We start from the raw sequence: 26,439 nt of genomic DNA on the forward strand, positions 1-26,439 counted from the left end.
TGACCGATCGCACAGGAAGAGCGCAGCAGGGAGCGACCATGATTGCAGGCAGGCACAGTCTCTTGGCACTCGGCATCGCCGTGTTCGCGCTGGGCTCGGGCTCGGGCTCGGGTTCGGGCGCACAGGCGCAGGGCATCAATGCCGGCGATCGCGCCGCCTCTCCTGACAGGCCCTTCGAAGCCCGCGCCGTGGCGGAATTCGACACCCCCTGGGCGATCGCCTTCCTTCCCGATGGTCGCATGCTGGTGACGGAAAAGCCCGGGGCCATCTTCCTGGTGACGCAGGAAGGGGCGAAGACGCCGGTCGCAAACGTTCCCGAGGTGACGGCGTCCGGGCAGAACGGCCTGCTCGATGTCGCAGCCTCCCCGGATTTCGCCTCTACCCGTACCGTCTACATCACCTATGTCGAGCCGGGCTCCGGCGGCAGCAGCCTCGTGCTTGCCCGCGCCGTTCTGGGCGAGAGCGATGGAGCGGCTGCGCTGGAAGACCTGTCGGTGATCTGGCGGCAGGAGCCGCAGGGCGGCCGCGGCCAGCCGGGCGGCATCATCGCCTTCGCCCCGGACGGTCGGCACCTGTTTCTGACCTCCGGCGACCGCATGCTGCCGAAGACGGCGCAGGACCCGGACGACACCCGCGGCAAGGTGCTGCGCCTCAATCTCGACGGCTCGACGCCCGACGACAATCCGCAAAGTGCGGAGGGGGGCGTGCGCGCGCAGACCTGGACCACGGGCCACCGCAACCCCTACGGTCTCGCCTTTGCGCCCGACGGCAAGCTGTGGCTGCACGAGATGGGCCCGCGTGGCGGCGACGAACTGAACCTGATCGAGCCGGGGAAGAACTACGGCTGGCCGGTTGTCTCCAATGGCGACAACTATAGCGGCACGCGCATTCCCCGCCATGCGACGCGCCCGGAATTCGCAGCCCCCGCGCTCTACTGGAACCCCGTCATCGCGCCTGCCGGCATGGTGATCTACGACGGCGCGATGTTCCCCGCCTGGCAGGGATCGGCCTTCATCGGCGGGCTTGCCGCCACCGCGCTGATCCGCGTCGCCTTCGACGGCAATGGCGGAGCCGACGAGGCCGACCGCTGGGAGATGGAGGACCGCATCCGCGACGTCGCTGTCGGTCCGGACGGCGCGCTCTGGCTCATCGAGGACAACAGCCCCGGCCGCCTGCTCCGCCTGACGCCGGACGACTGATCCGGCGCGGCAGTGCGCGCCCGTTCAGCCGGCCTCGTCGGGACCGTCCTGCGGGATGCCGTCGAGGTGTTGTGCCTCGATCATCTCCAACCCCCGCAGGAAGGCTTCGGCATGGTCGCCGAGCGAAGCGAGAAGGCGCGTCTCGAAGGCCTTGGCCCGCGGCACGATCCTGAGATAGATACCGCGGCCGAGATCGGTCAGCTGCAGCAGTTCCTCGCGGCGGTCCGCCTCGCTTGGCCGCCGCCGCAGCCAGCGCCGATCCTCCAGCGCCTTCACCGCCCGGCTCACCTTGGTCTTGTGCATCGCCGAATGCGTCCCGATCGCCTTGGCCGTCGCCACCTCGAACTGGCCGAGCGTGGCCAGAACGCGCCATTCGGGCACGCTGAGGTCGAAGTCCGGACCGTAGACGGTGCGGAATTCCCGCGACACCGCAGCGCTGATGCGGTTCAGCCGGTAGGGCAGGAAGGTCTCGAGTTCGAGCTTTGTCATGGCGTGAGCGATGCGGCAGGGTTGTTGCAGACGGGGCGAGGATAGCCTCGCGCAGTCCGGCGCGATAGCGCGACGGCAGAAACCGCGTCAGCCGGAACGCGGGGCTGTCCGTCAGTCGACGGCCCCGGGCGCATCCTTTTCCAGATCCGTTCCCGCGGTCGCCCAGGACGGGACCTCCGGATTGGCTTCCGCGCGGTCACGGTGGAGGGCCGCCTGCGCGAGCAGCATCAGCGTGACCGGCGTGGTCACGGTGACGAAGATGCCGATCAGGATCTCCTGGAAGACCGGGCGCGCCTCGGTCACGGTGAAGAAGATCATCGAGGCCATCACCACGCCGCCGGTTCCCCAGCTCGTGCCCAGCGTCGGCGCATGCAGGCGTTCGTAGAAGCTCTGCAGGCGCGTCAGTCCGATCGTGCCGATCAGCGCCAGCGCCGAACCGAGCAGGAGGAAGGCGGAGACAGCGATGGCCGCCCACAGCGGCAGGTCGGCGGCCTGGCTCATTCGATGACCTCCCCGCGCATCAGGAATTTCGCCAGCGCCACGGTGGCGACGAAGCCGAGCAGCCCGATGATCAGCGCCGCCTCGAAATAGATCGTCCTGCCGCTGCCGATGCCGAAGGTCAGAAGCAGCAACATGGAGTTGACGTAGAGCGTATCCAGCCCCAGCACACGGTCCTGGGCGCGGGGCCCGCGGATCATGCGCAGCAGCGCCAGCGCCATGGCGAGCGACAGCATCACATGGGCGGCCGTCAGCGCGTAGTAGAGGATGATGGCGCTCATTCGAAGATCTCCATCAGCAGTCTTTCATAGCGGTTCTTGACGAGGTCGGTCCATTCCTGCTCGTCGACGAGATCGAGCACATGGATCAGCAGCGTGCCGTTGGAGGAGTTGTACTCCAGCCAGGCCGTGCCGGGCGTGCTGGTCACGATCACGGCGAGAATGGCCAGCGCCGTCTGGTCCTTCAGGTCCAGATGGATCGTCAGGAAGCCGGAGCGTTGCCGTTGCCGCCGCCCGGCCACGATGATCGAGACAACGGCGATGTTCGATCGCACGATGTCGATGAGCACGATGCCGATGAGATAGGGCAGGAGGTGCCAGCGGCGGATATGGGGCTTGTGCGGGCGGAGCGCCGCCATTCCCCAGGAGGCGAAGGTGGCGATGACGCTGCCAAGGAGAAGATGGCCGATGGTGAAGCTGTTCAGCGCCATCCACATCAGCACCAGCGACAGCGACAGGAGCGGGTAGGGAAGCACGCTCATGGCTGCACCTCCTGGCTGGGAGCGCCGACGCGCCGGGCGCCGGTCACGGCATCGACATAGTGGTGCGTGGCGCCGAGCGCCTCGGTCGTGGCGTCCATGTAGCGCATCACCGGGCCGGCCTGGACGGTGAGGACCATGGTGGCGAACAGCAGGAGCAGCACCGGCGCCATCTCGATCACCAGCACGCGCGGCGCCGTGCCCTCCATCGATGCCCAGAAGGTGCGGATGCCGGTACGCGTCATGGCGATCAGCGCGGACAGCCCCGACAGGATGATCAGGAATACGACGAACCAGATGTAGGTCGGCACCGGGGCGGCGCTGTCGCCGCCGGCGGGGTTCAGCATCGCCGACAGCATTGCGAATTTCGCGACGAAGCCGGACAGCGGCGGCAGGCCCGCGAGCAGGATGCCGCAGGCCGCAAAGCAGATGCCGAGCATGGCCATGGTCCCGGGCATGGCGAAGCCGCCGCCGCCCTCTTCTTCCTCGTCATCCGCGTCGGCGTCGCCATAGGCCTCCATGGTCACGGCGAGAACGCTGGCGCCGGCGTCCTGGCCGCGCTCGACGAGTTCGATCAGCATGAAGAAGGCGCTGATCGTGAGCGTCGAACTGACGAGATAGAACAGCGCGCCGGTGGTGATCCCGCCGCTGCTCATGCCGATGGCGGTCAGCATCGTGCCGGAGGAGACGAGCACGGAGAAGCCGGCAAGCCGCCCCAGCGCCTGCGAGGCGAGCACGCCGATCGCGCCAAAGGTGATGGTGGCGAGCCCCCCGATCAGGAGGATGTGCAGGCCGAAGCCGGACGACGGCGTTCCCTCGCCGAAGACCAGAAGGGTGAGCCGCAGGATGACGTAGACGCCGACCTTGCTCATGATGGCGAAGATGCCGGCGACCGGCGCCGAGGCGGCGGTATAGGCAGGGGGTAGCCAGAAATTCAGCGGCCACATGCCGGCCTTGATCAGGAAGGCGACCCCGAGAATCCCGGCGCCGGCCTCGAGCAGCATCCGCTGTTCCGCCCCCACGGTGGCCACGCGCTCGGCGAGGTCGGCCATGTTCAGCGTGCCCGTCACCCCGTAGATGAGGCTGACCCCGATCAGGAAGAGGAGTGCTGCGGCCAGGTTGACGGCGATGTAGTGAAGCCCGGCCTTGACGCGCTGCAGTCCGGAGCCGTGCAGAAGCAGGCCATAGGATGCGGCGAGCATCACCTCGAAGAAGACGAACAGGTTGAACAGGTCGCCGGTCAGAAAGGCGCCGTTCAGTCCCATCAGCAGGAACTGGAACAGGCTGTGGAAATGGGCGCCGGCCGTGTGCCAGCGCGCCATCGCGAAGATCAGCGCCGGAACCGCCAGCGTCGCCGTCAGCACCAGCATCAGCGCCGAGAGGCGGTCGACCACGAGCACGATGCCGAAGGGGGCGGCCCAGTTGCCGAGCAGGTAGACGCCCTGCCGGGCGGCCTCGGGTCCGTCGATGCGGTCGGCGAAGCGGAACAGCGCGACCGCCACGGCGAAGATCAGCAGCGACGAGGCGAGGCCGATCATCGCCTTCAGGGTGCGCTGGCGTTCGTCGAACAGGAGCAGTGCTGCGCCCGTGACGAGCGGGATCAGGATCGGCGCTATGATGAGATGATGGGCCAGGTTCATTGCGACTGCTCTCGACCGTCGACGTGGTCGGTGCCGGTCAGCCCGCGCGAGGCGAGCAGCACCACGAGGAAGAGCGCGGTAGTGGCGAAACCGATCACGATCGCCGTCAGCACCAGCGCCTGCGGCACGGGATCCGTATAGGCGGAGACCGGCACGCCGTCGGTGAGGATGGCGGGCGCGTTCACCTTCAGTCCGCCCACGCCGAAGATGAAGAGGTTGACGGCATAGGACAGGAGCGACAGGCCGATGATGACCTGGTAGGTGCGCGGGCGCAGGATCAGCCACACGCCCGAACCCGTCATGATGCCGATGCCGAGCGAGAGAATGAGTTCCATCATGCGTCCTCCGGTTTCGGCGGGGTCTTGACCCGATAGGTACGGATCGACTGGTGGGCGATCGCAATCAGGATCAGCACGGTCGCGCCCACGACCAGGACGAACACGCCGAGGTCGAACAGCAGCGCCGTGGCGGCCGGGACCTTACCGATCAGGGGCAGCGTCAGGTATTGCGAATGCGAGGTAAGGAACGGGTAGCCGAGGAACCAGGAGCCGGCGCCCGTTGCCACCGCCACCAGCAATCCGAGGCTGATCCAGCGCAGCGGCAGGATCCTCAGCCGGTCTTCCGCCCAGCGCGTGCCGCCGCCGAGATATTGTAGCAGGAAGGCGATCGCCATGGTGATGCCCGCGGCAAAGCCGCCGCCGGGCAGGTCATGGCCGCGCATGAACAGGAAGATGGCGAAGGTGATGATGACCGGGAACAGCCATTGCATGACCACGGACGGCACGAGCAGGTAGTCGCGCACCGTGTCGCCCTCCTGCCGCTCCGGCTGGTCATGGTCGTAGGCGTTCTGGATCCGCTGCTGTTCGGGCACCTCGATGCTCTCCACCGCCGGTCGGAAGCGGCGGAGCAGCGCGAAGACCGTGAGTGCCACGATGCCGAGAACGGCGATCTCGCCCATGGTGTCGAAGCCGCGGAAATCGACCAGGATGACGTTGACGACGTTGCGGCCGCCGCCTTCCGTATAGGCGTGCTCCAGGAAGTAGTTGGCGATGGTATCGGGCACCGGCAGCGTCATCACCGCATAGGCGAGGATCGACATGCCGACGCCGCAGGTGGCGGCGATGGCGAAGTCGCGCAGGCGCCTGATCCGCGCGGTGAAGCTGGTGCTGTCGTCGACCTTCCCCAGCCGCTTGGGCAGCCAGCGCAGCCCGAGGAGCAGGAGCACGGTGGTGACGATCTCCACCAGCAACTGGGTGATCGCGAGATCGGGTGCCGAAAGCCAGGCGAAGGTCACGCAGGTAACGATGCCGGCGCCGCCGATCATCAAGAGCGCGGCGAGCCGGTGGTATTTGGCGACGACGGCGGCACTCAGCGCCGAAAGCATGCCGATCGCCCAGAGCATGGCGAAGGCCGGGTCGACCCCGGTCAGGGGCGGCAGCTTCGCCTCGAAACCGGAGAAATAGAGCGGCACGAAGGCGGCGAGGAAGCTGATCCCGGCCACCAGCCGCAACTGCGGCTGCAGCCGTCGCGTGCCGAGGTTCGCCTCCAGCCAGCGCGCCCATTTCCACGAGACGGTCACGAGGATGCGCTCGAAGATGCGCTGTCCGCGCAGGTGCCGGAAGATCGGCGGGCCGTCCTCGGCATGGGCGAGATAGCGGTGCAGCGCGAAATAGAGGATGGTGCCGCCGATCATCGCGATCACGCTCATGACGAGCGGCAGGTTGACGCCGTGCCAGACGTGCAGGCTGTACTGCGGCGTATCGGATCCGAGCACCGAGATCACTGCCGTACCGAGGAAGGGGCCGATCGACAGGCTCGGCACGATGCCGACGATCAGGCAGGCGAAGACCAGGAACTCGACCGGGAAGCGCATCCAGCGCGGCGGCTCGTGCGGGTGCGGATTGGGAATGTCGGTCGGCGGCGGCCCGAAGAAGACCGTATGGATGAAGCGGATCGAATAGGCGACGCTGAAGGCGCCGGCGAGCGTGGCGAGATAGGGCAGCGCCCGGTCCAGGATCGAATCCGCATGCGTCTCCACCGCCTCGGCGAAGAACATCTCCTTCGACAGAAACCCGTTCAGGAGCGGCACACCCGCCATCGCCGCGCAGGCCACCATGGCAAGCGTGGCGGTGTAGGGCATGAAGCGGAACAGCCCGGACAGCTTCTGCATGTCGCGGGTGCCGGTCTCGTGGTCGATGATGCCGGCCGCCATGAAGAGCGACGCCTTGAAGGTGGCGTGGTTGACCATGTGGAAGATGGCAGCGACCGCCGCCAGCGGGCTGCCGAGGCTGAGCATGGTGGTGATCAGCCCGAGATGGCTGATCGTCGAATAGGCGAGCAGCCCCTTCAGGTCGCGCTGGAATATGGCGAAGTAGGCGCCGAGCACCAGGGTGGATATCCCGGCGATGCCGACCAGCCAGAACCACTCGAACGTGCCCGAAAGCGCCGGCCAGAGCCTGACGAGCAGGAACACGCCGGCCTTCACCAGCGTCGCCGAATGCAGGTAGGCCGAAACGGGGGTGGGCGCCGCCATCGCGTTCGGCAGCCAGAAATGGAAGGGGAACTGCGCACTCTTCGTCAGTGCGGCCATGAGGATGAGGATCAGCGCCGGCAGGTAGAGCGAGTGCTGCTGGATCACCTCGCCCGCCGCCAGGATCTCGTCGAGATCATAGCTGCCGACGATATGGCCGAGCAGAAGGAAACCGACCAGCAGGCAGAAGCCGCCGATGCCGGTGATCGTCAGCGCCATGCGCGCGCCGTCGCGGGCATTGGCGTTGTGGTACCAGTAGCCGATCAGCAGGAAGGAGAAGATGCTGGTCAGTTCCCAGAAGATCGCCAGCAGGATGACGTTGCCGGACAGCACGATGCCGAGCATCGCCCCCATGAAGGCGAGCAGGAAGGAGAAGAAGCGCGGGATCGGGTCCTCGGCCGACATGTAGTAGCGGGCATAGACGGTCACCAGAAAACCGATTCCCGTCACCAGCATGGTGAAGAGCCAGGCGAAGCCGTCCATCCGCAGCGTGAAATTCAGCCCGAGTTCGGGCAGCCACGCTATCTCGAACCGGACGATCTTTCCGTTCGTCACCGCAGGATAATAGAACGCCGTGAGGATCGTAGCGGCAAGCGCGACGCCGCCTGCGAGCCAGGCGGGAAGCGTCCGGGCGGCGGTACGCCAAAGCAGGGCAGTCACGATGCTGCCGACAAAGGGAAGAAATAAGAGAAGAAGCAGAAATTTTTCAGGCATCAGCAAACATATCGAATCGAATCGGAACCTCTTCGTGAGAATGGGATAGCGTGTAGCGCAGACCGCGTTCCAATGCCCGCGATGCGCTGTAAAATTATATTTACCGATCAAGGCGCTCGTTGCAATCGGCGCACGCGGCAAATCGGTCTCTGCTGCCCGTTTTTTCCGGTCCTGCGCGAAAGCGGCCACATCCTGCCCGATCGCGACGGGTGCCGCCCCGGGCGCCGCCGCCCTACCGGGAGAGCTTCATGTGCCGGTTCACGTCCTTGTAGAGCAGGTAGCGGAAGCTGCCCGGACCACCCGCATAGCAGGCCTGCGGGCAGAATGCGCGCAGCCACATGAAGTCGCCGGCCTCGACCTCGACCCAGTCCTGGTTCAGCCGGTAGACCGCCTTGCCTTCCAGCACGTAGAGCCCGTGCTCCATCACGTGCGTCTCGGCGAAGGGGATAACCGCGCCGGGCTCCAGCGTCACGATCGTGACGTGCATGTCGTGGCGCAGGTCGGACGGATCGACGAAGCGCGTCGTCGCCCACTTGCCGTCCGTATGCGCCATCGGCGCCGGCGCGATGTCCTTTTCGTTCAGAAACAGCGCTTCGGGCACGTCCAGCTCGTCGACCTTTTCATAGGCCTTGCGGATCCAGTGGAAACGGGCCGGTTCCGATCCCCTGTTGAAAAGGCGCCAGCCGCTGGACGGCGGCAGGTAGGCATAGCCGCCGGGAGAGAGCACGTGGCTCTTTCCGTCGAGTTCGACCGTCGCCTCGCCCTCCATCACGAACACGACACCCTCGGCCGTAGGGTCCGTCTCCGGCCGCTCGCTGCCGCCGCCGGGGGCGACTTCCATGATGTATTGCGAGAACGTCTCGGCAAAGCCGGAAAGCGGGCGTGCCAGTACCCAAAGCCGGGTGTCGTTCCAGAACGGCAGGTAGCTCGTGACGATGTCCATCATCACGCCTTTGGGGATGAAGGCATAGGCCTCGGTGAAGACCGCGCGGCCGGTCAGCAACTGCGTCTGCAGGGGGGCGCCGCCCTTCGGCGCGACATAGGTTCTATCGGTCATGTTCGTCTCCCTGCGGATGCGGTCTGCACATGGTGGTCTATCGATCGATAGCGCATGCGGGATGAAATTGCAGCGCCTTGTTGTCCCCGATCGCACTTGCGCATTATCATCGTCGTGCACTATCGCCGGCTCATGAGCCCAAAGCGCCCGGCCGGCGGGACGAGGATCTTTTCAATGCCTGTCGCCCGCGACGATCTCCGCGCCTTCCTGCAAGCCGAGCCCGGCTGCATGCTGGTCGAAATCGCGACAGTGGACGGCTCGACGCCGCGCGAGGCCGGCGCCTGGATGCTGGTGTCGCAGCGCGGCAGTTTCTCCACCATCGGCGGCGGCCAGCTGGAATTCATGGCGATCGACCACGCCCGCCGTGCGTTGCGGCAAGGACTGGGACGGGGAGGGCAGGCGGCGGAGCCGCTGTCCATTCCGCTCGGACCCGAGATTGGCCAGTGCTGCGGCGGCCGCGTCGGCCTCGTCTTCGAAACGCTCACGCCGGCGCTGGCTGCGCGCCTGATCGAGCGTTGCGAGCGCGAGATCGCGGCACGGCCCTGCGTCCATCTCTTCGGCGCCGGGCATGTGGGCAATGCGCTGGCGCTTGCGCTCTCGCTCGCCCCCGTCCGCACCATCCTTCTCGACGGCCGCGCCGAAGAACTGGCGGCCGCCCGGGTCCCCGGCGTCGAGACCCGCCTGACGGCCATGCCCGAGGCGGTCGTTCGCGAGGCCCCCGCCGGCAGCGCCTTCGTCGTCCTGACGCACGACCATGCGCTCGACTTCCTCATCGCCGCCGAGGCGCTGCGGCGGGACGATGCGGCCTATGTCGGCATGATCGGCTCGAAGACGAAGCGCGCGACCTTCAGAAGCTGGCTCACCCGCGAGGTCGGCCATCCGGAGCTCGCCGGGCGTCTCGTCTGTCCGATCGGCGGCAGTGGCCTCGACGACAAGCGTCCGGCGGTGATCGCGGCCCTTGCAACAGCCGAGATTCTGACGGCCGTGCTGGCCCCGCAGGCTCGTGCCCGCGCCGCTCCCGGCAGGCGTCCCGCCGTCCGTTCCATGGATTGACGCATCGCTCGGCAAGGGCCGGCTTTCTGTCTTTGCCGGCCGCCCCGCAGGTTTATCAGCCTTTCCTTGTGATCTATACACGGGAGCATGGAAACGCGGAACTGATTCGGGAGCGTTGCTCTTGCCAACGGCTTGCGGCGTAAGACAATTCTGGCCGAAGACCGGCATCGCCGCGCTGGCAGCCGCAGCCCTCGTTGCCGGGTGCGCGGCGCGCGACGGCGTGCGCCTTCCCGCCGCCAACCGTATCGTGGCCGAGAGCGAAGCGCTGATCGTGCCTGCGGCCGGCGGCCCGGCCGTCGTCGACGTGGTCCAGCGCAACTACGCCAACGCCGTGGAGCAGAAGGTCTCCCTCTTCACTTCGTCTTCCATTCCCGGCCAGAACTACCTCAGCATCCAGATGTTCGGACCGATGGAGGCAGCGCTGGACGGCGAGAACAGGCTGGGCTTCCGCCCGGTGCACGTCGGCAAGCTGTCCGCAGAGATGCGCCAGCAGATCCCGGGCGTTGCGATGAAGACTTCGCAGCTCTACCTGCAGAACCACTACGGCCCGTTCGGCTATGCCTATGGGCGCAGCGCGACCGGCGATTCCTGCCTCTACGGCTGGCAGCAGCTGCGCGCCCGCGACAACGAGCGCACCCTCTTCCAGAACCGCGGCAACATCCAGATCCGCGCGCGCCTGTGCGCCAGCGACGCCGACGAACGCGAACTGCTGGCAATCATGTATGGCTATACCATCAACGGGACGTTCGAGCCGCAGGGCTGGAACCCCTATGGCCCGCCGCGTCCGGTGGATCCGGCGATCGGCGAGGATTCCAGTCCGATCGTGCCCGGCGCGTCCGAGCTTTCGACGCGCGCTGCGCTTCCGGTCGCAAGCCCCCCGAGGGTGCGGCGTGTTGCCGTCGAGCGTGCTGAAACGGACGCCGCAGGCGGCGACGGCGGACAATCGCCGCGCCCGGCGGTGGTCGTTCCTTCTCCGGCGGCCGTTCCTTCCTCTGCGACGGGCGCGCGAACCGCGGCACCCGGCGCAACGGTCGTCGTGCCGTCGCCGGGTTGCGTCGACGCCGCCTGCAATTGAGCCCGCGAAATTCCCGCCGGCTAATTTTTCGTTAACGGGAAGCGGCTAATTCTAGGTTATTGCCCGCGCACGAAGGAATGGGAATGAACAGGATCGGCACCGTCGCAGTCTGGGCAGTGGTCACGCTGTGCGTCCTCACCCTGATCACCCTGCCGATCAACATGCAGACGCAACTGATCGCCAGCATCACGATCGTGGCGCTCATGGCGCTCATCAAGATCCTGAAGGGCGAGGGCATCTGGCGCCTCGTCGCACTGGCTCTCGGCACCGCGATCATCCTGCGCTATGTCTACTGGCGCTCCACCAGCACGCTGCCGCCGATAAGCCAGCTCGAGAACTTCATCCCCGGTTTCCTGCTCTATCTGGCGGAGATGTACAGCGTCGGCATGCTCGCGCTCAGCCTCTTCGTCGTCTCCATGCCGCTTCCGCCGCGCACCGGCCGCGCCGGCGAGATGAAGTCCCTTCCCAGGGTCGACGTCTTCGTGCCGAGCTACAACGAGGACGAGGCGTTGCTGGCCAACACGCTCGCCGCGGCCAAGGCGATGGACTATCCGGCCGACAGGCTGCAGGTCTGGCTTCTCGACGACGGCAGCACCGAGCAGAAGCGGAACTCGCACAAGGTGCTGGAGGCGCAGGCCGCCCTTGCCCGCCACGACACGCTGCGCCGGCTCTGCGAGGAACTCGGCGTGCGCTATCTCACCCGCGCCCGCAACGAGCATGCCAAGGCCGGCAATCTCAACAACGGCCTCGCCCATTCGGACGGCGAACTCGTCGCCGTGTTCGACGCCGACCATGCGCCGGCGCGCGATTTCCTGCGCGAGACCGTCGGCTATTTCGACGACGACCCGAAGCTCTTCCTCGTCCAGACGCCGCATTTCTTCCTCAACCCGGACCCGCTGGAGCGCAACCTCAGGACCTTCGAGAAGATGCCGAGCGAGAACGAGATGTTCTACGGCATCATCCAGCGCGGGCTCGACAAGTGGAACGCCGCCTTCTTCTGCGGCTCGGCCGCGGTCCTCAGCCGCCGGGCGCTGAAGGAGACGGACGGCTTCAGCGGCGTCTCGATCACCGAGGACTGCGAGACCGCGATCGCGCTGCATGCGCGCGGCTGGAACAGCGTCTATGTCGACAAGCCGCTGATTGCCGGCCTCCAGCCGGCCACGTTTGCGAGCTTCATCGGCCAGCGCAGCCGCTGGGCCCAGGGCATGATCCAGATCCTGCGGTTCCGCTTTCCGCTGTTCAAGCGCGGCCTGTCGATCCCCCAGCGCCTCTGCTACATGTCGTCGACGCTGTTCTGGTTCTTCCCGTTCCCGCGGACGATGTTTCTGATCGCGCCGCTGTTCTACCTCTTCTTCGACCTGCAGATCTTCACCGCATCGGGTGGCGAGTTCCTCGGCTACACGCTGGCCTACATGCTGGTGAACATGATGATGCAGAACTATCTCTACGGCACCTTCCGCTGGCCCTGGATTTCCGAGCTCTACGAATATGTGCAGAGCGTGCATCTGTTGCCGGCGGTGGTCTCGGTGATCCTCAACCCGCGCAAGCCGACCTTCAAGGTGACCGCCAAGGACGAATCGGTCCTCGTCAGCCGCCTGTCGGAGATCAGCCGGCCGTTCTTCGTCATCTTCGCGGTCCTGTTCGTCGCCCTCCTGGTCAGCGTCTATCGCTTCTATGCCGAGCCCTACAAGGCCGACGTGACGCTGGTGGTGGGCGGCTGGAACCTGCTCAACCTGATCATTGCCGGCTGTGCGCTCGGCGTCGTCTCCGAGCGTGGCGAGAAGTCCGCGAGCCGGCGCGTCCGGGTCAGCCGCCGCTGCGACTTCGTGACGGACGGCCGCAGCTTTCCCGCGACGATCGAGAATGTCTCGGCGAACGGCGCACGGGTCCAGGTCTACGGCATCGACCGCCAGAACGTCGGCTTCGACATGGATGCGGTGATCCGTTTCGTGCCCTATGGCGGCGACGAGCCGGAGGAACTGCCGGTGCAGGTGCGCAACGTCGAGGGCCATGGCGACCTGACGGCGATCGGCTGCCGCTTCACGCCCTGCGTGGCGCGCCATCACAGCCTCGTCGCCGATCTCATCTTCGCGAATTCCAACCAGTGGAGCGATTTCCAGCTCGCCCGGCGCGGCAATCCGGGCATCCTGTTCGGAACGCTGTGGTTCCTGCGCGTGGCGCTCTACCAGACGAGCCGCGGCCTCGTTTATCTGCTCCGCAGCGCCAAGCCTGGGGCAAGGGTGGTCAAGGCGGAAGAGGCCAGGTCGGGCGTCGCCAGCGAGGCCACGCGATGAGGGCCGTCCTTGCCGCGGCGCTGATCGCCTCCAGCACCCTTTCGGCGCCGCTATACGCGCAGCAGCCGTTTGACATGAGCGGCGAGCGCTCGCAGGACGCGACCGGCGCCCCTCAGCCGCCGCTCGCGCCGGCGGAAAGCCCCACGGCACCGCCGGCAGCCCCGGAGGCGAGCCCCGGCGGCCCCCTGCCGCAGCCCGCTGACGCGACCACGGGGCAGCGGATGTTCGTCATCCCGTCCGACCGCCTCAGCCTTGCCGGCGAAACCGCCAATCGCGAATGGACCGTCTATCTCACCCCCGAACAGGCCGAGGCGGCCTCGAAGCTGAACTTCGGCTACCGCAACAGCATCTATGTGGCGCCCGAGTCCTCGACGCTGTCGGTCTTCGTCAACGACACCCTGATCGGCGAGGGGCCGATCCAGTCGCCCGGCGACGTGTCCGACAAGAGCTTCGAGATCCCCTACGGACTGATGCGGCCGGGGACGAACAAGATCGGCTTCCGCGCCGCGCAGCGACACCGGACCGACTGCACCGTGCAATCGACCTACGAGCTCTGGTCGGACGTCGTCCCCGAGCGGACATTCCTCGAATTCGACGCGGCCAGGATGACCGCGCAGCCGACCCTCGACGATATCCGCGCCGTCGGCGTCAACGCGCTCGGCCAGACCCGCTTCAACATCGTCGTACCGAAACTGGAGCAGTCCGCGACGATGACCCCGCTTTTGCGGCTGTCGCAGGCGCTCGGCATGCTGGCGGCGATGCCGAACCAGGTGTTCGAGTTCTCGACCGTCCTTCCCGCGAAGGCCGAGGCCGGCGAACTGACCGTCGTCGTCGGGACTGCGGCCGAACTCGAGGTCATCCTGCCGAGGTTGCCCGACGGCGCGCGTTCGGGCGGCATCGCAGCCTTCATGGAGAACCCCGCCACAGGCGCGCAGATCCTGGTCCTGACCGGTCCGAGCTGGCAGTCCGTCGAAAGCCTGGTGGACAATATCCTGGCGCCGGTGGACCGGCCGCCGGAGGTGACCCGGGCGGTGCTGGCGACCCAGCGCTGGACCGGCATGAACACGCCGCTTCTGACCGGACGCGCGCGCCTGCCGTTCTCTGCGCTGGGCCTGAAGTCGGCCGAGTTCAGCGGCCGCCGGTTCCGCACCGGCTTCCATGTCGGCATTCCCTCCGACTTCTACGGCGATGCCTATGGCGAGGCCCGCATCCTGCTCGATGCGGCCTATTCGCGCGACGTGCTGCCCGGCAGCCACATCGACGTCTACGTGAACGGTAGCATCGCCTCGACGGTGCCGATCACCCGGGCGGGCGGCGATGTCCTGCGCCATCATCCGATCCGCTTCACGATGCGTCATTTCCGCCCCGGCGCCAATCTGATCGAGATCGAGGCCGTGCTGCAGACCCGGGCCGACCAGGTCTGCTCGCCCGGCACGACCGCCAGCAACGAGCCGCGCTTTGCCCTGTTCGACACCTCGGAGTTCCGTGTCGGCGACTTCGCCCGCATCGCCCAGCTTCCCAATCTCGCCGCCGTGGCCGGCACGGGATTTCCCTACGGTCGCGGCGGCGAGACCGTCGACCTGATCGTCGAGCGGACCGACAACCAGACGCTGTCGGCGACGGCCACGCTGCTCAGCCAGCTGTCCGTGATGGCCGGGCGGCCGATCCGCACCGTCCCCAAGGCGTCCGCCGCCGCCACGGGCGGCAACGCCATCTTTGTCGGCCAGATATCGCAGATCCCGCCGGTGGCCCTGGCGCAGACCCACCTCTCCGAAGAGGCCGCCAAGATCTGGGGCACCTCGGCGCAGAGCGCGTCCGCCGACGCCAATACCGACATGCTCGACGAGTGGCGCCAGAAGACCAGCAGCAGTTCCTGGCAGAAGCCGTTTGCGGCCGTCAGCGAATGGCTCGACCGGACCTTCGACATCTCGCTGGGCTCGCTGCGGTTCCGACCGGGCGAAGAGGCGATGTTCGTGCCGCCCGATACCGCCAACGTGGTGATGGCGCAGGGCATCGGTCCGTCCGGCGGCGGCGCCTGGCTCGTGCTCACCGCGCCGACGCCCGAAAAGCTGCAGAGCGGGGCCGCCACGCTGACCCGCAATGCGAACTGGGAGCGTCTCTCCGGCTCGCTGACGCTCTTCGGCATCGGCGATACCCCCATGGAATCGCGGCCGGTGACCCGCGTCGATTTTCTGCCGACGCAGCCGTTCTCCTTCTGGAACTACCGGCTGATCGCCGCGAACTGGCTGTCGACCAACATTCTCTCCTATGCGGTGCTGCTGGCCTGCCTGTCCGTCCTGCTGGGGCTCGTCACCTTCTCGCTGCTCGGCCGTTTCGGAAAGGGCAGATAGGCGTGGCGAAGGGGCCGTCTTTACCGATCGTTAACCATAGTCTGGCTTTGTCGATATCTCGCCCGCCGGTGGAATCGCGCGCCGCCGGCACGCGAAACGTCGCGGGGGCGATGCCCCGTCGCGGACGCCCCAGGTGGAGACCGGTATCACGATGAGATCCGTAGTTCTGGCGATCGCATGTGTGGGAGCGGCGGCAAGCAGCGTCGTCGGCGTGCTGAGGCCGGAGATCCATCTGTTCGACCAGGCCATCGATAGGATGAACCAGACCGCCTCGGTGGTCCCGGACGGTGCCGCAGCGGCCGGATCGTCGCGCACCGGCAGGGTCGGCGAAACACAGGTGGCCCGGCATCAGCCGCAGGAGCGGTCCCGGCCGCAGGCGACGGCGGCACAGCCGGTCGTGCATGCGCAGGCGCAGGTCCAGGATCAGGCACAGAACCAGGCACAGACCCCGCAGCAACCGGTACCCGCGACCGGCCCGTCCGCGCCCGTCGTCGACGAGAGCGCCCTTCGTTATTTCGCCAGCAAGGGCGATACCGCCCGCCTCCAGGCCGAGATCGCCCGGCTCCGCGCGCTCTATCCGAACTGGACGCCGCCGCGCGATCCGCTGGCCGTGCCGCAGAACGCCGACGAGCAACTGGAGCGTATGTGGCAGCTCTATTCCGAGGCGCGCTATGCCGACGTCCGCGCCGCCATCGCTGACCGGCAGGCGCGCGAACCCGGCTGGACGCCGCCGGCCGACCTTTTGGACCGGCTCGCCATCGCCGAGCGGCGCAGCCGGCTGATCGCGGCATCGGATGCCAAGCGGTTTGCCGAGGCGGTCGGCCTCGCCGCGGACACGCCGAGCCTTTTGACCTGCAGCGACGTCGATATCCTCTGGCGCGTGGCCGAGGCGTTTGCGGGCACCGACCGCACAATGCGCGCCCGCGATGCCTATGCCTACGTGCTGCGCAATTGCGCCAACCAGCCCGAGCGCATCGCGACCATCCAGAAGGCCGCTGCCCTGCTTGGCTATGCCGACATGCAGGAACTGCTCGGTTTCGAGAAAACCCTTCCCGACGGCACGCGCGAATTCGAGAGCATCCGCGACGATCTCGCCCGCCGGTTCGTCGCGGCCGGCGACGAGGACGGAAAGCTCGCCGTCGCCGTGCCCTACATCCAGCGCGTCGAACGGCTGGTGGAGCGCGAGGGCCTTTCCTCGGATGCGCTGCTGCTCGGCTGGTATGCGCTGCGGCGAGACGACATGCCGACGGCCGAGCGCTGGTTCCGCAAGGCGCGCGGTATCGAGGACACGGCCTCCGCCTCGCAGGGCCTGGCGCTGGCGCTGATCGACCGGAAGATGCCGCTGGAAGCCGAAGAGGTCATGCATCGCTGGTACGACACCTCCGACGAGACGAAGGCCACCTATCTCGCCGCCGTCGCCAACACGCTTGCCCTCGACCCGCCGGTCGCCATCGCGGCCGACGTGCTCCAGCGGATGGCGGCTGCGACCCTGAAGGAGAAGGACCCGGCCAGCGCCCAGCAGTTCGGCTGGTATGCGCTCGCCTTCGACCAGCCGAAGACGGCGGAGCAATGGTTCCTGTCGGCGCTGAACTGGAAGGAGGACGACGAGCCCTCCGCCTACGGCCTTGCCGTCGCCCGGCTGAGGCTGCGGGACCTGACGGGGATGCGCGCCGTGCAGGCGCTGTGGCAGGGCCGCTCGGAGCGCATCGCGCGCGTGGGCGAGCAGGAACCGCGGACACGGGACGGTCGCGCCGCAGGGATCGCGGCCCGGCCGCAGGCGGCGGCGACCGGCGAGCCGCGCGGCGCGGCCCATGATGCGCCGGTGACCTATGTTCGCCCCGCCGGCGAGGAGCGCGCGGTTCGCCGCGACCGCCAATCCGCGCGTGTCCGCACCGTCGCCGGCTGCAGGACGACCCTCGATCCGCAGACGCTGCCGCCCGCCGCGGCCCTTGCGCGCGGCTGGTGCCTGATGGACCTGAACCGCCCGCTCGAAGCCGCCGCCGCCTTCGACGCGGCCCTGCGTACGACGGTGCCGGACGTGCGGCGCGACGCGGCCTATGGCCAGAGCCTCGCCTATATCCGCGCCGATCTCTTCAGGGAGGCCGCCGTCGCCGCGACCAGGGCGAAGCAGCCGCGCGAACGCGCGGTGGAGCTGCAGGCGGCCATCCTGTCGAACCGCGCCGTCGCCGCCTTCGACGCCGGCCGCTTCCGCGAGACCATCCTCTTCCTCGACCAGTTGGCGCAGTTGCGCACCGAGCGCGCCGATCTCATGGTCCTGCGCGGCTATGCCTACAAGGGCCTGAACCGCACGGGCGATGCGAGGCGGATCTTCGAGGCCCTTGCCGCGACCGGCCAGCGCGATGCCGTTCGCGCGCTCGGCGACATGCGCGATCAGGGCATGCGCCCCCACTGAGACAACGCCGACGTCGCGGGATCCCGGACGTTCGGTGTCACGCCACCGAATTCCGTGGATGAGCGTGCGATTGTCGCGCTCCCCCCGCCGTGAGAACATAGGAATGTCGGATTTCGGCTATGATTCTCGCCGCCGATACATGACGGCGCAAGGAAGTGGGCATGACGCCTTCTGCGGGGTTGAGGCGGGCGCCGCCAGCCTTTAGGAGAGGGCCGGTTCTTCATCGAACTTGCCGAAGACGGGTGAAACTGTGATCGATCCCTATGACATCATCGGTGTCGCGCGCGACGCCAACACGGCCTCCATCAAGGCCGCCTATCGCCGCCGCGCCAAGACCGCCCATCCCGATTCCGGCGGCGACGTCGATACCTTCGCGCGGCTGAAGGCGGCCTACGAACTCCTGCTCGATCCCGTCCGCCGCAAGGTCTATGACGATACCGGCTACGATCCCGAACTCGCCGATACCAAGGACCTCAAGGGCCTGATGGTGCTGGAGAAGCTGATCAACGAGGTGATCCTCGACGAGCGCGAGCCCGGCAGCTTCGACCCGATCGCCACCATCCGGCGCAAGCTGACGAACGAGATCGTCAATGCGCGCTTCCACATCATGGAGATGGAACGACACCGCGCCCGCATCCGCAACCACATGGACCGCGTCGGCAAGCGCCCGTCCACGGACGTGTTCGGCAGCATGCTGCGCGCCCGCAGCGAGGCGATCGCCGATGCGATCGAGAAGGCCGAGGCGCAGATCAAGGATATCGAGCAGGCCTACGGCATGCTGGACGGCTATTCCTACGACGTCGAGGTCGAGATCGAGACGCGCAACGCCGCCGAATAGCCGGAACGGGCGGCTGCTCCAGCCAGAGCATGTCGCGCAAACATGTGCAGCGGTCTTGCGACGACGACATGCGTGAAAACAAAGGCCTGAAGCGTGCAGAGCGAATCCCAAGGATCGCGATACGTTTTAGATCATGTCGCCGTCCGTGGAGCATTCGTAGAGCTCTTCGCCGCTCTCGGCGTCCACGCCCACGAGGCTGACGTCGTAGCCCCAGAGGTGGCGGACGTGGCGCAGCGTTGCGTCGCGGCTGGCTTCCTCCAGCAGCACACCGTTCTTGACGTTGTGCTGCAGCCGGAGCTGCCGGTCGCCGAGGAGGTCCACGTCGACCACCTGGATGTCCTGCTGGTTGGCGCCGATGTCGTAGCCGCGGGCGAGCGCTGCGCGAACGCTCTGGTAGCCGCGTTCGTTGTGGATCGAGGCGACCTCGAGATAGTTGTCGCCCGAGCTGTCGGTCAGCAAAAACAGCCGGAACTTTCGGATCAGCGCCGGGCTCAGATACTGCAGAATGAAGGATTCGTCGCGGTGGTTCGCCCAGGCGTCGAGAAGCGTGGCGCGCCAGTCGCCATTGCCGGCGATCTCGGGGAACCAGTCCCTGTCTTCCGCGGTCGGCTCCGTGCAGATCCGCTGGATGTCCTGCATCATTGCGAACCCCAGCGCATAGGGGTTCATGCCGTGGTAGCGGGGATCGTCGAAGCCGGGCTGGAACACCACGTTGGCATGGCTGTGCAGCACCTCCAGCATCGTGCCTTCGCTGACAAGGTCCTTCTCGAACATCCGGTTCATGATCGTATGGTGCGTGAAGGTGGCGCAGCCCTCGTTCATGACCTTGGTCTGCCGCTGCGGATAGAAATACTGCGCGATCACGCGCACGATGCGCAGGAGTTCCCGCTGCCACGGCTCCAGGATCAGGCTCGTCTTCTCCAGGAAATAGAGCAGGTTCTCTTCTGGCAGGTTCAGCGCCTTCTTGCGCTCCGAGGCGTCGCGCTCGGCCTCTGCCCTCTCTTTCGGTGATCCCGACGTCGGCAGCGTGCGCCACAGGTCGTTGAAGGTCTGCTCCTCGTATTCCAGCCGCTCGCGCGCCCGCTCGCGTTCCTTCTCCGAGGACAGCCGCGGCGGCCGGCGATAGCGGAACACGCCCTGGTCCATGATCGCATGGGCCGAATCCAGGATCGCCTCGACGGCGGTCGTCCCGTGCCGCTCCTCGCACCGGGTGATGTATTTCTTGGCGAACTCCATGTAGCTCAGGATCGCGCTGGCGTCGGTCCATTGCCGGAACAGGTAGTTGTTCTTGAAAAAATGATTGTGGCCGAAGGCGGCATGCGCGGTCACCAGCGCCTGCATCGCCATCGTGTTCTCCTCCATCAGGTAGACGATGCAGGGATTGGAGTTGATGACCAGTTCGTAGGCAAGCCCGCGGCGGCCCTTGCGGTAGAGGTGGTCCTCGAACACGAAGCGCTTGCCGAACGACCAGTGCTGGTACATCAGCGGCATGCCGACGGACGAATAGGCGTCCAGCATCTGCTCCGACGAGATGATCTCCATCTGGTTCGGGTAGATGTCGAGCTTCAGTTCGCCGAGCGCGATCTCCTCGATCGCGTCATAGGTCCTCGACAGCGTGTCGAAATTCCAGTCGGACCCGTCGAACAGCAGCTTGCCGGAGCTCTTCATGACGGTTCCTTCTACTTGCGCGGCTGGCGCAGCGTCGGCTGCTTGGCGAAGAGCTTGCGGAAGACCGGGTAGATGTCGCCGGGCTTGGCGATGCGGGTCATCTGGAAATTCGGCCAGTCGCCGTCGACCGTCCGGTAGGCGCGCCAGAGCGAAGTACCGTTGTCGGTGCGTGCGAAGATTTCGCTCTCGCGCTCGTCGATGATCTCCACATAGGCGTAGTACTGGCAGTACTTCATCACCGTCGACAAGAGCGCCACGCAGCGGTCGGAATCGCCGGAGATGTTGTCGCCGTCGGAAGCCTGGGCGGCATAGATGTTCCACTCGCTCGCCGGATAGCGCGCCTCGATCACCCGCAGCATCTCCTCCAGCGCGGTCGACACCATCGTGCCACCGCTCTGGGTCGAGTAGAAGAAGGTCTCCTCGTCGACCTCCCGCGCCTCGTCGGTGTGGCGGATGAAGACGATCTCGATGCGCTCGTAGCGGCGCCTGAGGAACATATGCAGCAGCACGAAGAAGCGCTTGGCGAGGTCCTTCTCGCGTTCGCCCATCGAGGCGGAGACGTCCATCAGGCAGAACATCACCGCGCTGGCATTGGGAAGCGGCTGCTGCTCGAAGCGGTTGAAGCGGATGTCGACCGTATCGATGAAGGGGACGCGGCGGCGGCGCCGCTCCAGCCAGTCCAGCTCCGCCTGCAGCATGGCGAGCCGCTCCTTGTCCTTCGGCCCCGGCCTGGCCTTCTTCTCCAGCTCTGCGATCTCGGCTGCGAGCGCGTCGACCTCGGCCTGCTTCGGTCTTCTCAGCGCGATGCGCCGGCCATGGCTGTTGCGCATGGTCTTGCCGACGTTGATGTTGGTCGGCGATCCCGTCACCGCATAGCCCGCGCGCCGCGGCTTGAAGGTCAGTGTCTCCTTGAGCGAGAGCTTGACCATGTCGGGCAGTTCGAGGTCCTCGAAGAACAGGTCCAGCACCTCGTCCTGCGACAGCGAGAACTGGAAGTCGTCCTCGTCCTCGCCCGTGCCGGCGCCGCCCTTGCCGCCGGCGCCGCCCTGCGGCTTGCGCAGCCGGTCGCCCGGCGAGAACTCGCGGTTGCCGGGAAGCACCCGTTCCCGGTCGCCGGTGTCGCCGGCCGGCTGGAAGGTCGGCTCGCCCACTCCGCGCGTCGGCATCGAGACGTTCTGCCCGCCGCCGACATCGGCGATCCCGATCGACTTCACCTGTTCCTTGACGGCACGTTTCAGTTCCTCGCGCGCCCGTTTCAGGAAGCGCTGCCGGTTGCCGATGCTCTTGTCTTTCGGATTCAGACGCCGGTCGATGAAATTCGGCATGCCTCAGCGCCCCGGATGATGGTTGTCATTCATGCTGCTGCCATCGCACAGTGGACCGCCATTTGAGGCAATTTATGGCGGGTTGGGAGGGAGGTGCCTGCCCGGCCACCATGCTGCGACGGCCATCTGCGCCGGCGAGGATTGCCGCCATCTCCGAGGTCCCTCCGGGTGGAGTGCATACCGGTCGCGGGCAGGGGATGGCATGCACCCCCGGACCGCTCGCTGAAGCGTCAGCCGGCCTTGTTGACGCGCATGTACCAGTCGACCAGCCGGCGGACCTGCCGCTTGGTATAGCCGCGCTCGATCATGCGGCTGATGAATTCGGCGTGCTGCTTTTCGGTGGCGCTGTCCTTCTTCGAGCCGAAGCTGATCACCGGCAGGAGATCCTCCACCTGGCCGAACATCCGCTTCTCGATCACCTCGCGCAGCTTCTCGTAGCTGGTCCAGGATGGGTTGCGGCCGCTGTTCTTCGCCCGCGCCCTGAGCGTGAACTTCACCACCTCGTTGCGGAAGTCCTTCGGGTTGGCGATGCCGGCGGGCTTCTCGATCTGCGACAGCTCGCTGTCGAGGATCTGCCGGTTGAGGATCTGGCCGGTGTCGGGATCCTTGAAGTCCTGATCCTCCAGCCAAGCATCGGCATAGGCGATGTAGCGGTCGAACAGGTTCTGGCCGTACTCGCTGTAGGATTCCAGATAGGCCTTCTGGATCTCGTGGCCGATGAACTCGGCATAGCGGCTGGCAAGCTCGGAGCGGATGAAGTCGAGATAGGCGGCCTCGGTCTCCTTGGGATATTGCTCGCGCCGGATCGCCTGTTCGAGGATGTACATCAGGTGCACCGGATCGGCGGCCACTTCCTTCGTGTCGTAGTTGAAGGTTTCCGACAGCACCTTGAAGGCGAAGCGGGTGCTGACCCCGGTCATGCCCTCGTCGACGCCGGCGGCGTCGCGGTACTCCTGCACGGACTTCGCCTTGGGATCGACGTCCTTCAGGTTCTCGCCGTCATAGACCCGCATCTTGGTGTAGAGCGAGGAATTCTCGTGCACGGCAAGCCTTGTCGAGACGGTGAAGCGGCTGAGCGTTTCCAGCACCTCCGGCGCGCACGGGTTCTTGGCGAGCTCGCTTTCGCGCAGCAGCTTCTCGTAGATCTGCCGTTCCTCGGTGACGCGCAGGCAGTAGGGCACCTTGACCACGAGGATGCGGTCGAGGAAGGCCTCGTTGTTCTTGTTGTTCTTGAACTGCAGCCACTCGGATTCGTTGGAATGCGCCAGCACGATGCCCTGGTAGGGGAAGGCGCCGAAATTCTCCGTGCCGTTGTAGTTGCCTTCCTGGGTCGCCGTCAGCAGCGGATGCAGCACCTTGATCGGCGCCTTGAACATCTCGACGAACTCGAGCAGGCCCTGCGTCGTCCGGTTCAGGCCGCCGGAGTAGGAATAGGCGTCCGGATCGGCCTGGCTGTAGTTTTCCAGCTGGCGGATGTCCACCTTGCCGACCAGCGAGGAGACGTCCTGGTTGTTCTCGTCGCCCGGTTCCGTCTTGGCGATCGCGATCTGGCGCAGCCGCGACGGCAGCATCTTGACGACGCTGAACTTAGAGATGTCGCCGCCGACCTCATCGAGCCGCTTGGCGGCCCAGGGCGAGATCAGCCCGGTGAGGCGTCGCCGGCCGATGCCGTACTTGTCTTCCAGAAGGTCGGCCATGCGCTCGGGATGGAACAGGCCGAGTGGGCTTTCGAAGATGGGGCTGACCTTGCCGTCCACCATCAGCGTGTAGATCGGCTTCACTTCCATCAGCTTCTTCAGCCGTTCGGCGAGCGAAGACTTGCCGCCGCCGACCGGGCCGAGCAGGTAGAGGATCTGCTTGCGTTCCTCCAGCCCCTGCGCCGCATAGCGGAAGTAGCCGACGATCCGCTCGATCGTGTCCTCCATGCCGTAGAACTCGGAGAACGCCGGATAGATCTTGATGGTGCGGTTGGAGTAGATGCGCCCGAGCCGTTCGTCGGCGCTGGTATCGATCAGGGTGGGCTCGCCGATCGCTTCCACCATCCGCTCCTGGGCGGTGGCGTACATGCTTTTGTCATCTCTGCACGCTAGGAGATATTCCTGAAGAGACATCTCCTCGCGCGCAGTGCTGGAGTAGATCTCCGAGAACAGATTGAAGACGTCGGATTCACCCCTTTGCATGTTTGTCTCCCGAGACAACCGGCTGAAGTCGGATGGAATCAATGCCTGTGGAATCATTATACAGGAAAACGGATTTCATGGATGAATGTTCCTTTCACATAATTGGCATTCCGGGTGAATTGTGTGATCGGAGGTCGCAGGGACCAAGGCGTCCGTCTCGTCGGAGGCGAAGCTTTTCTGGCAGCCAGGGTTCTTGAGCAGAGACTCAGTGCGAACGGCCATGAAGAGCATTCAACACGTCTTTTCCGACCTTGCCAACAGCGTCGGAAAGATTGATTCGGCCTGCGACATTTATGCGCACCCCGGCCCCGTGCATCGTTCGGGAACGGCCCCTCCAGCGCGCGCGCCGGCCCCCTGAAGTCCCCCCTGACAGCCACTCTCTCCGCGCCGCCTCCATCTGCATGTCCGCCGCCGCCCGGCATTGAAAAAAAAACGGGCGGAACCATTGCTGCAACATGCCGTTGACCTAGCGATGCAAGGAGACAAGGCAGATGCATGAAAAATCGAACCAGAACGAGGTGGAGCGGCGGTCGCTGGCGGTGGAGAGCGCCCTGGTCAATCTCATCGGCGACCTTGCCATGCGCGGCGTCGTGTCCGCCGACGAGGCGGAGAGCGTGCTCGCGACGATCGCCGGCAGCTCAGAACGCTCGGCCGCCCGGGCCGCGGGCGTCCGCACGCTCGTGGAACAGTTGCGCAAGCTGCGCCGCAACGACGGCCTTTCCGCCCCCGGAGCGCCGTCGTTCAAGGCCTGACTTCAAGGCTCAGGGGCGGAACCCGGGCCGTATTGCAATGACAGAAGCATGGCCGGGCCGGGCCCGGCCATCTCGCCATGCAGGGCTTGCGGTCCTGCACGTTTCTTGCCGGGTTTTCCCACTCCGGCGCGCGGCCGCGAGCGTTCATGCGCCACTGCCGCTCCGTCACTCCGCCATCGCAGCTTGACATCGCGCCCTGACTGCGGGACGAGCGACCATCGCCTTCCCATCCGCAAGCCTGCCCGGAGAACCTCCCCAACATGCCCGGTCCCTATGTCGTGCCCGTCCACGGTGATCCCGAACTGCCGAAGGAGGTCGATGTCGTCGTGATCGGCGGCGGCATCATCGGCGCCTCGACGGCGCTGGAGCTTTCCGAGCGGGGCCTGCGCGTCGCCCTGTGCGAGAAGGGCGGGATCGCGCAGGAACAGTCGAGCCGTAACTGGGGCTGGGTCCGGATCGCCTGCCGCGACCCGCGCGAGGTGCCGCTGATGGCGCAATCGCTGCAGATCTGGGACACGCTCGACCGGCGCACCGGTCGCGACACCGGCTTCAAGCGCGCCGGCATCATCTTCACCTCCTCGACCGAGCAGGAATTTGCCGACCACAGCCGCTGGATCAACAACCTCGATGGCTATGACATCGAGGCGCGCATGCTGGGCGGCGCCGAGTTCAGCGCGATGTATCCGGGCACGACGATGAAGCTGAAGGGCGCGCTCTATACGCCGACCGATGCCCGCGCCGAGCCGCAGAAGGCGGCCCCCGCCATCGCCGAGGCGGCGAGGGCGAGCGGGGCTGCCATCCTCACCGAATGCGCGGTGCGCGGCATCGAGACGGCTGCGGGCGCGGTCTGCGGCGTCGTCACCGAGCGCGGCGCCATCGCCTGCAGGGCGGTCGTGCTCGCCGGCGGCGCCTGGTCCAGCCTGTTCGCCGGCACGCTCGGCATCCACCTGCCGCAGCTGAAAGTGTTGAACTCCGTCATTCGGACCAGGCCGCTGGAAGGCGCGCCCGAACAGACGATGTGGGCCACCGGCTTCGCCTTCCGCAAGCGCCAGGACGGCGGCTACACGGTCGCCTCCGGCCACGAGAACATCGTCGACATCGTGCCGAAGTCCTTCCGTTTCGCCCGCGATTTCATCCCTGCCCTGAAGAAGGAATGGCGCTCCCTGAAGTTCCGCGCCGGCTGGCGCTTCTTCGACGAGGCGCGGATTGCAAACGGCTGGGCGCTGGACGAGCCGAGCCCGTTCGAATATTGCCGCGTCCTCGATCCGGTGCCGTCGCGGAAGATGGCGGACAACGCGCTCGCCAACCTGCGGCGCGCCTTCCCGGTGTTCGAAAAGGCGCAGGTCGCGCAGCGCTGGGGCGGTATGATCGACGTCACCCCCGATGCGGTGCCGGTGATCTCCGCCGTCGACAGTATCCCCGGCTTCCACATCGCCACCGGCTTTTCCGGCCACGGCTTCGGCATCGGCCCGGGCGCGGGGCAGCTGATGGCCGACCTCGTCACCGGCGACACCCCGATCGTGGACCCGAGGGATTTCCGCCTGTCGCGCTTCACCGACGGCTCGAAGATAGAACTGGTCAGCGGCTTCTGATCGCACAGTACCCG

The 26,439-nt window shown here is 66.4% G+C and carries 20 protein-coding genes; 9 read left to right on the plus strand and 11 right to left on the minus strand.

Annotation, left to right across the window (positions count from 1 at the left end):
• The first annotated feature begins 38 nt into the window (after window positions 1-38).
• Window positions 39-1,199, plus strand: a complete 1,161-nt coding sequence (locus OCK02_RS03810; RefSeq protein WP_263812118.1) for a PQQ-dependent sugar dehydrogenase — start codon at window positions 39-41, stop codon at window positions 1,197-1,199.
• A gap of 24 nt (window positions 1,200-1,223) precedes the next feature.
• Here OCK02_RS03810 and OCK02_RS03815 read toward each other — a convergent pair whose 3' ends face one another.
• The 8 genes from OCK02_RS03815 to OCK02_RS03850 form a co-directional block, all read right to left on the minus strand.
• On the minus strand, window positions 1,224-1,688 hold the full coding sequence (locus OCK02_RS03815; RefSeq protein WP_263812119.1) for a MarR family winged helix-turn-helix transcriptional regulator: 465 nt from the start codon (window positions 1,686-1,688) through the stop codon (window positions 1,224-1,226).
• A gap of 111 nt (window positions 1,689-1,799) precedes the next feature.
• Window positions 1,800-2,189: a monovalent cation/H(+) antiporter subunit G gene (mnhG, locus tag OCK02_RS03820; protein ID WP_263812120.1), complete on the minus strand. Its 390-nt coding sequence runs from the start codon at window positions 2,187-2,189 to the stop codon at window positions 1,800-1,802.
• Entirely contained in the window at window positions 2,186-2,467 is a 282-nt protein-coding gene (locus OCK02_RS03825) for a K+/H+ antiporter subunit F (protein WP_230802780.1), read from the minus strand. The genes mnhG and OCK02_RS03825 overlap by 4 nt, the downstream gene beginning before the upstream one ends.
• Entirely contained in the window at window positions 2,464-2,946 is a 483-nt protein-coding gene (locus tag OCK02_RS03830; protein WP_230802781.1) for a Na+/H+ antiporter subunit E, read from the minus strand. Before OCK02_RS03830 ends, OCK02_RS03825 begins: the two co-directional genes overlap by 4 nt.
• Window positions 2,943-4,583, minus strand: coding sequence for a monovalent cation/H+ antiporter subunit D (locus tag OCK02_RS03835; RefSeq protein ID WP_263812121.1), 1,641 nt, complete (start codon window positions 4,581-4,583; stop codon window positions 2,943-2,945). The genes OCK02_RS03830 and OCK02_RS03835 overlap by 4 nt, the downstream gene beginning before the upstream one ends.
• On the minus strand, window positions 4,580-4,918 hold the full coding sequence (locus tag OCK02_RS03840) for a Na+/H+ antiporter subunit C (protein WP_230804367.1): 339 nt from the start codon (window positions 4,916-4,918) through the stop codon (window positions 4,580-4,582). Before OCK02_RS03840 ends, OCK02_RS03835 begins: the two co-directional genes overlap by 4 nt.
• Entirely contained in the window at window positions 4,918-7,833 is a 2,916-nt protein-coding gene (locus OCK02_RS03845; RefSeq protein WP_318530112.1) for a monovalent cation/H+ antiporter subunit A, read from the minus strand. The genes OCK02_RS03840 and OCK02_RS03845 overlap by 1 nt, the downstream gene beginning before the upstream one ends.
• A 226-nt stretch (window positions 7,834-8,059) precedes the next feature.
• On the minus strand, window positions 8,060-8,884 hold the full coding sequence (locus OCK02_RS03850; protein WP_263812123.1) for a bifunctional allantoicase/(S)-ureidoglycine aminohydrolase: 825 nt from the start codon (window positions 8,882-8,884) through the stop codon (window positions 8,060-8,062).
• Window positions 8,885-9,058: 174 nt separating this feature from the next.
• Between OCK02_RS03850 and xdhC the strand changes: the two genes are divergently transcribed.
• From xdhC to OCK02_RS03880, 6 genes are all read left to right on the plus strand, one after another.
• Window positions 9,059-9,937 (plus strand): xanthine dehydrogenase accessory protein XdhC, encoded by an 879-nt coding sequence (gene xdhC, locus OCK02_RS03855; RefSeq protein WP_263812124.1) that lies wholly within the window; start codon window positions 9,059-9,061, stop codon window positions 9,935-9,937.
• A gap of 121 nt (window positions 9,938-10,058) precedes the next feature.
• On the plus strand, window positions 10,059-11,012 hold the full coding sequence (gene bcsN, locus OCK02_RS03860; protein ID WP_263812125.1) for a cellulose biosynthesis protein BcsN: 954 nt from the start codon (window positions 10,059-10,061) through the stop codon (window positions 11,010-11,012).
• Between the two features lie 83 nt (window positions 11,013-11,095).
• Window positions 11,096-13,306, plus strand: coding sequence for a UDP-forming cellulose synthase catalytic subunit (gene bcsA, locus OCK02_RS03865; RefSeq protein ID WP_263812126.1), 2,211 nt, complete (start codon window positions 11,096-11,098; stop codon window positions 13,304-13,306).
• The gene (locus tag OCK02_RS03870) at window positions 13,303-15,657 is read left to right on the plus strand and encodes a cellulose biosynthesis cyclic di-GMP-binding regulatory protein BcsB (protein WP_263812127.1); all 2,355 of its coding nucleotides are present in this window, start codon (window positions 13,303-13,305) and stop codon (window positions 15,655-15,657) included. Before bcsA ends, OCK02_RS03870 begins: the two co-directional genes overlap by 4 nt.
• Before the next feature lie 151 nt (window positions 15,658-15,808).
• Window positions 15,809-18,070: a cellulose synthase gene (locus OCK02_RS03875; protein WP_263812128.1), complete on the plus strand. Its 2,262-nt coding sequence runs from the start codon at window positions 15,809-15,811 to the stop codon at window positions 18,068-18,070.
• A 250-nt stretch (window positions 18,071-18,320) separates the two neighbouring features.
• Entirely contained in the window at window positions 18,321-18,908 is a 588-nt protein-coding gene (locus OCK02_RS03880) for a J domain-containing protein (protein WP_230802790.1), read from the plus strand.
• Between the two features lie 126 nt (window positions 18,909-19,034).
• On the opposite strand, the gene OCK02_RS03885 is transcribed toward OCK02_RS03880, so the two are convergent.
• From OCK02_RS03885 to OCK02_RS03895, 3 genes are all read right to left on the minus strand, one after another.
• Entirely contained in the window at window positions 19,035-20,576 is a 1,542-nt protein-coding gene (locus tag OCK02_RS03885) for a SpoVR family protein (protein ID WP_263812129.1), read from the minus strand.
• 11 nt (window positions 20,577-20,587) lie between these two features.
• Window positions 20,588-21,901 carry a YeaH/YhbH family protein gene (locus tag OCK02_RS03890; protein WP_230802792.1) on the minus strand — a complete coding sequence of 438 codons (1,314 nt, stop codon included), beginning with the start codon at window positions 21,899-21,901 and terminating at the stop codon, window positions 20,588-20,590.
• Between the two features lie 230 nt (window positions 21,902-22,131).
• Window positions 22,132-24,081 carry a PrkA family serine protein kinase gene (locus tag OCK02_RS03895; protein ID WP_230802793.1) on the minus strand — a complete coding sequence of 650 codons (1,950 nt, stop codon included), beginning with the start codon at window positions 24,079-24,081 and terminating at the stop codon, window positions 22,132-22,134.
• Window positions 24,082-24,572: 491 nt separating this feature from the next.
• On the opposite strand from OCK02_RS03895, the gene OCK02_RS03900 reads away from it, so the two are divergent.
• Both OCK02_RS03900 and OCK02_RS03905 read left to right on the plus strand, forming a co-directional pair.
• Window positions 24,573-24,833 carry a hypothetical protein gene (locus OCK02_RS03900; protein ID WP_230802794.1) on the plus strand — a complete coding sequence of 87 codons (261 nt, stop codon included), beginning with the start codon at window positions 24,573-24,575 and terminating at the stop codon, window positions 24,831-24,833.
• A 260-nt stretch (window positions 24,834-25,093) separates the two neighbouring features.
• Window positions 25,094-26,425 (plus strand): NAD(P)/FAD-dependent oxidoreductase, encoded by a 1,332-nt coding sequence (locus OCK02_RS03905; protein WP_263812130.1) that lies wholly within the window; start codon window positions 25,094-25,096, stop codon window positions 26,423-26,425.
• Window positions 26,426-26,439: the final 14 nt, after the last annotated feature.

The sequence above is a fragment of the Rhizobium sp. TRM96647 genome, from assembly GCF_025780115.1.
Taxonomy (GTDB): domain Bacteria; phylum Pseudomonadota; class Alphaproteobacteria; order Rhizobiales; family Rhizobiaceae; genus Mycoplana.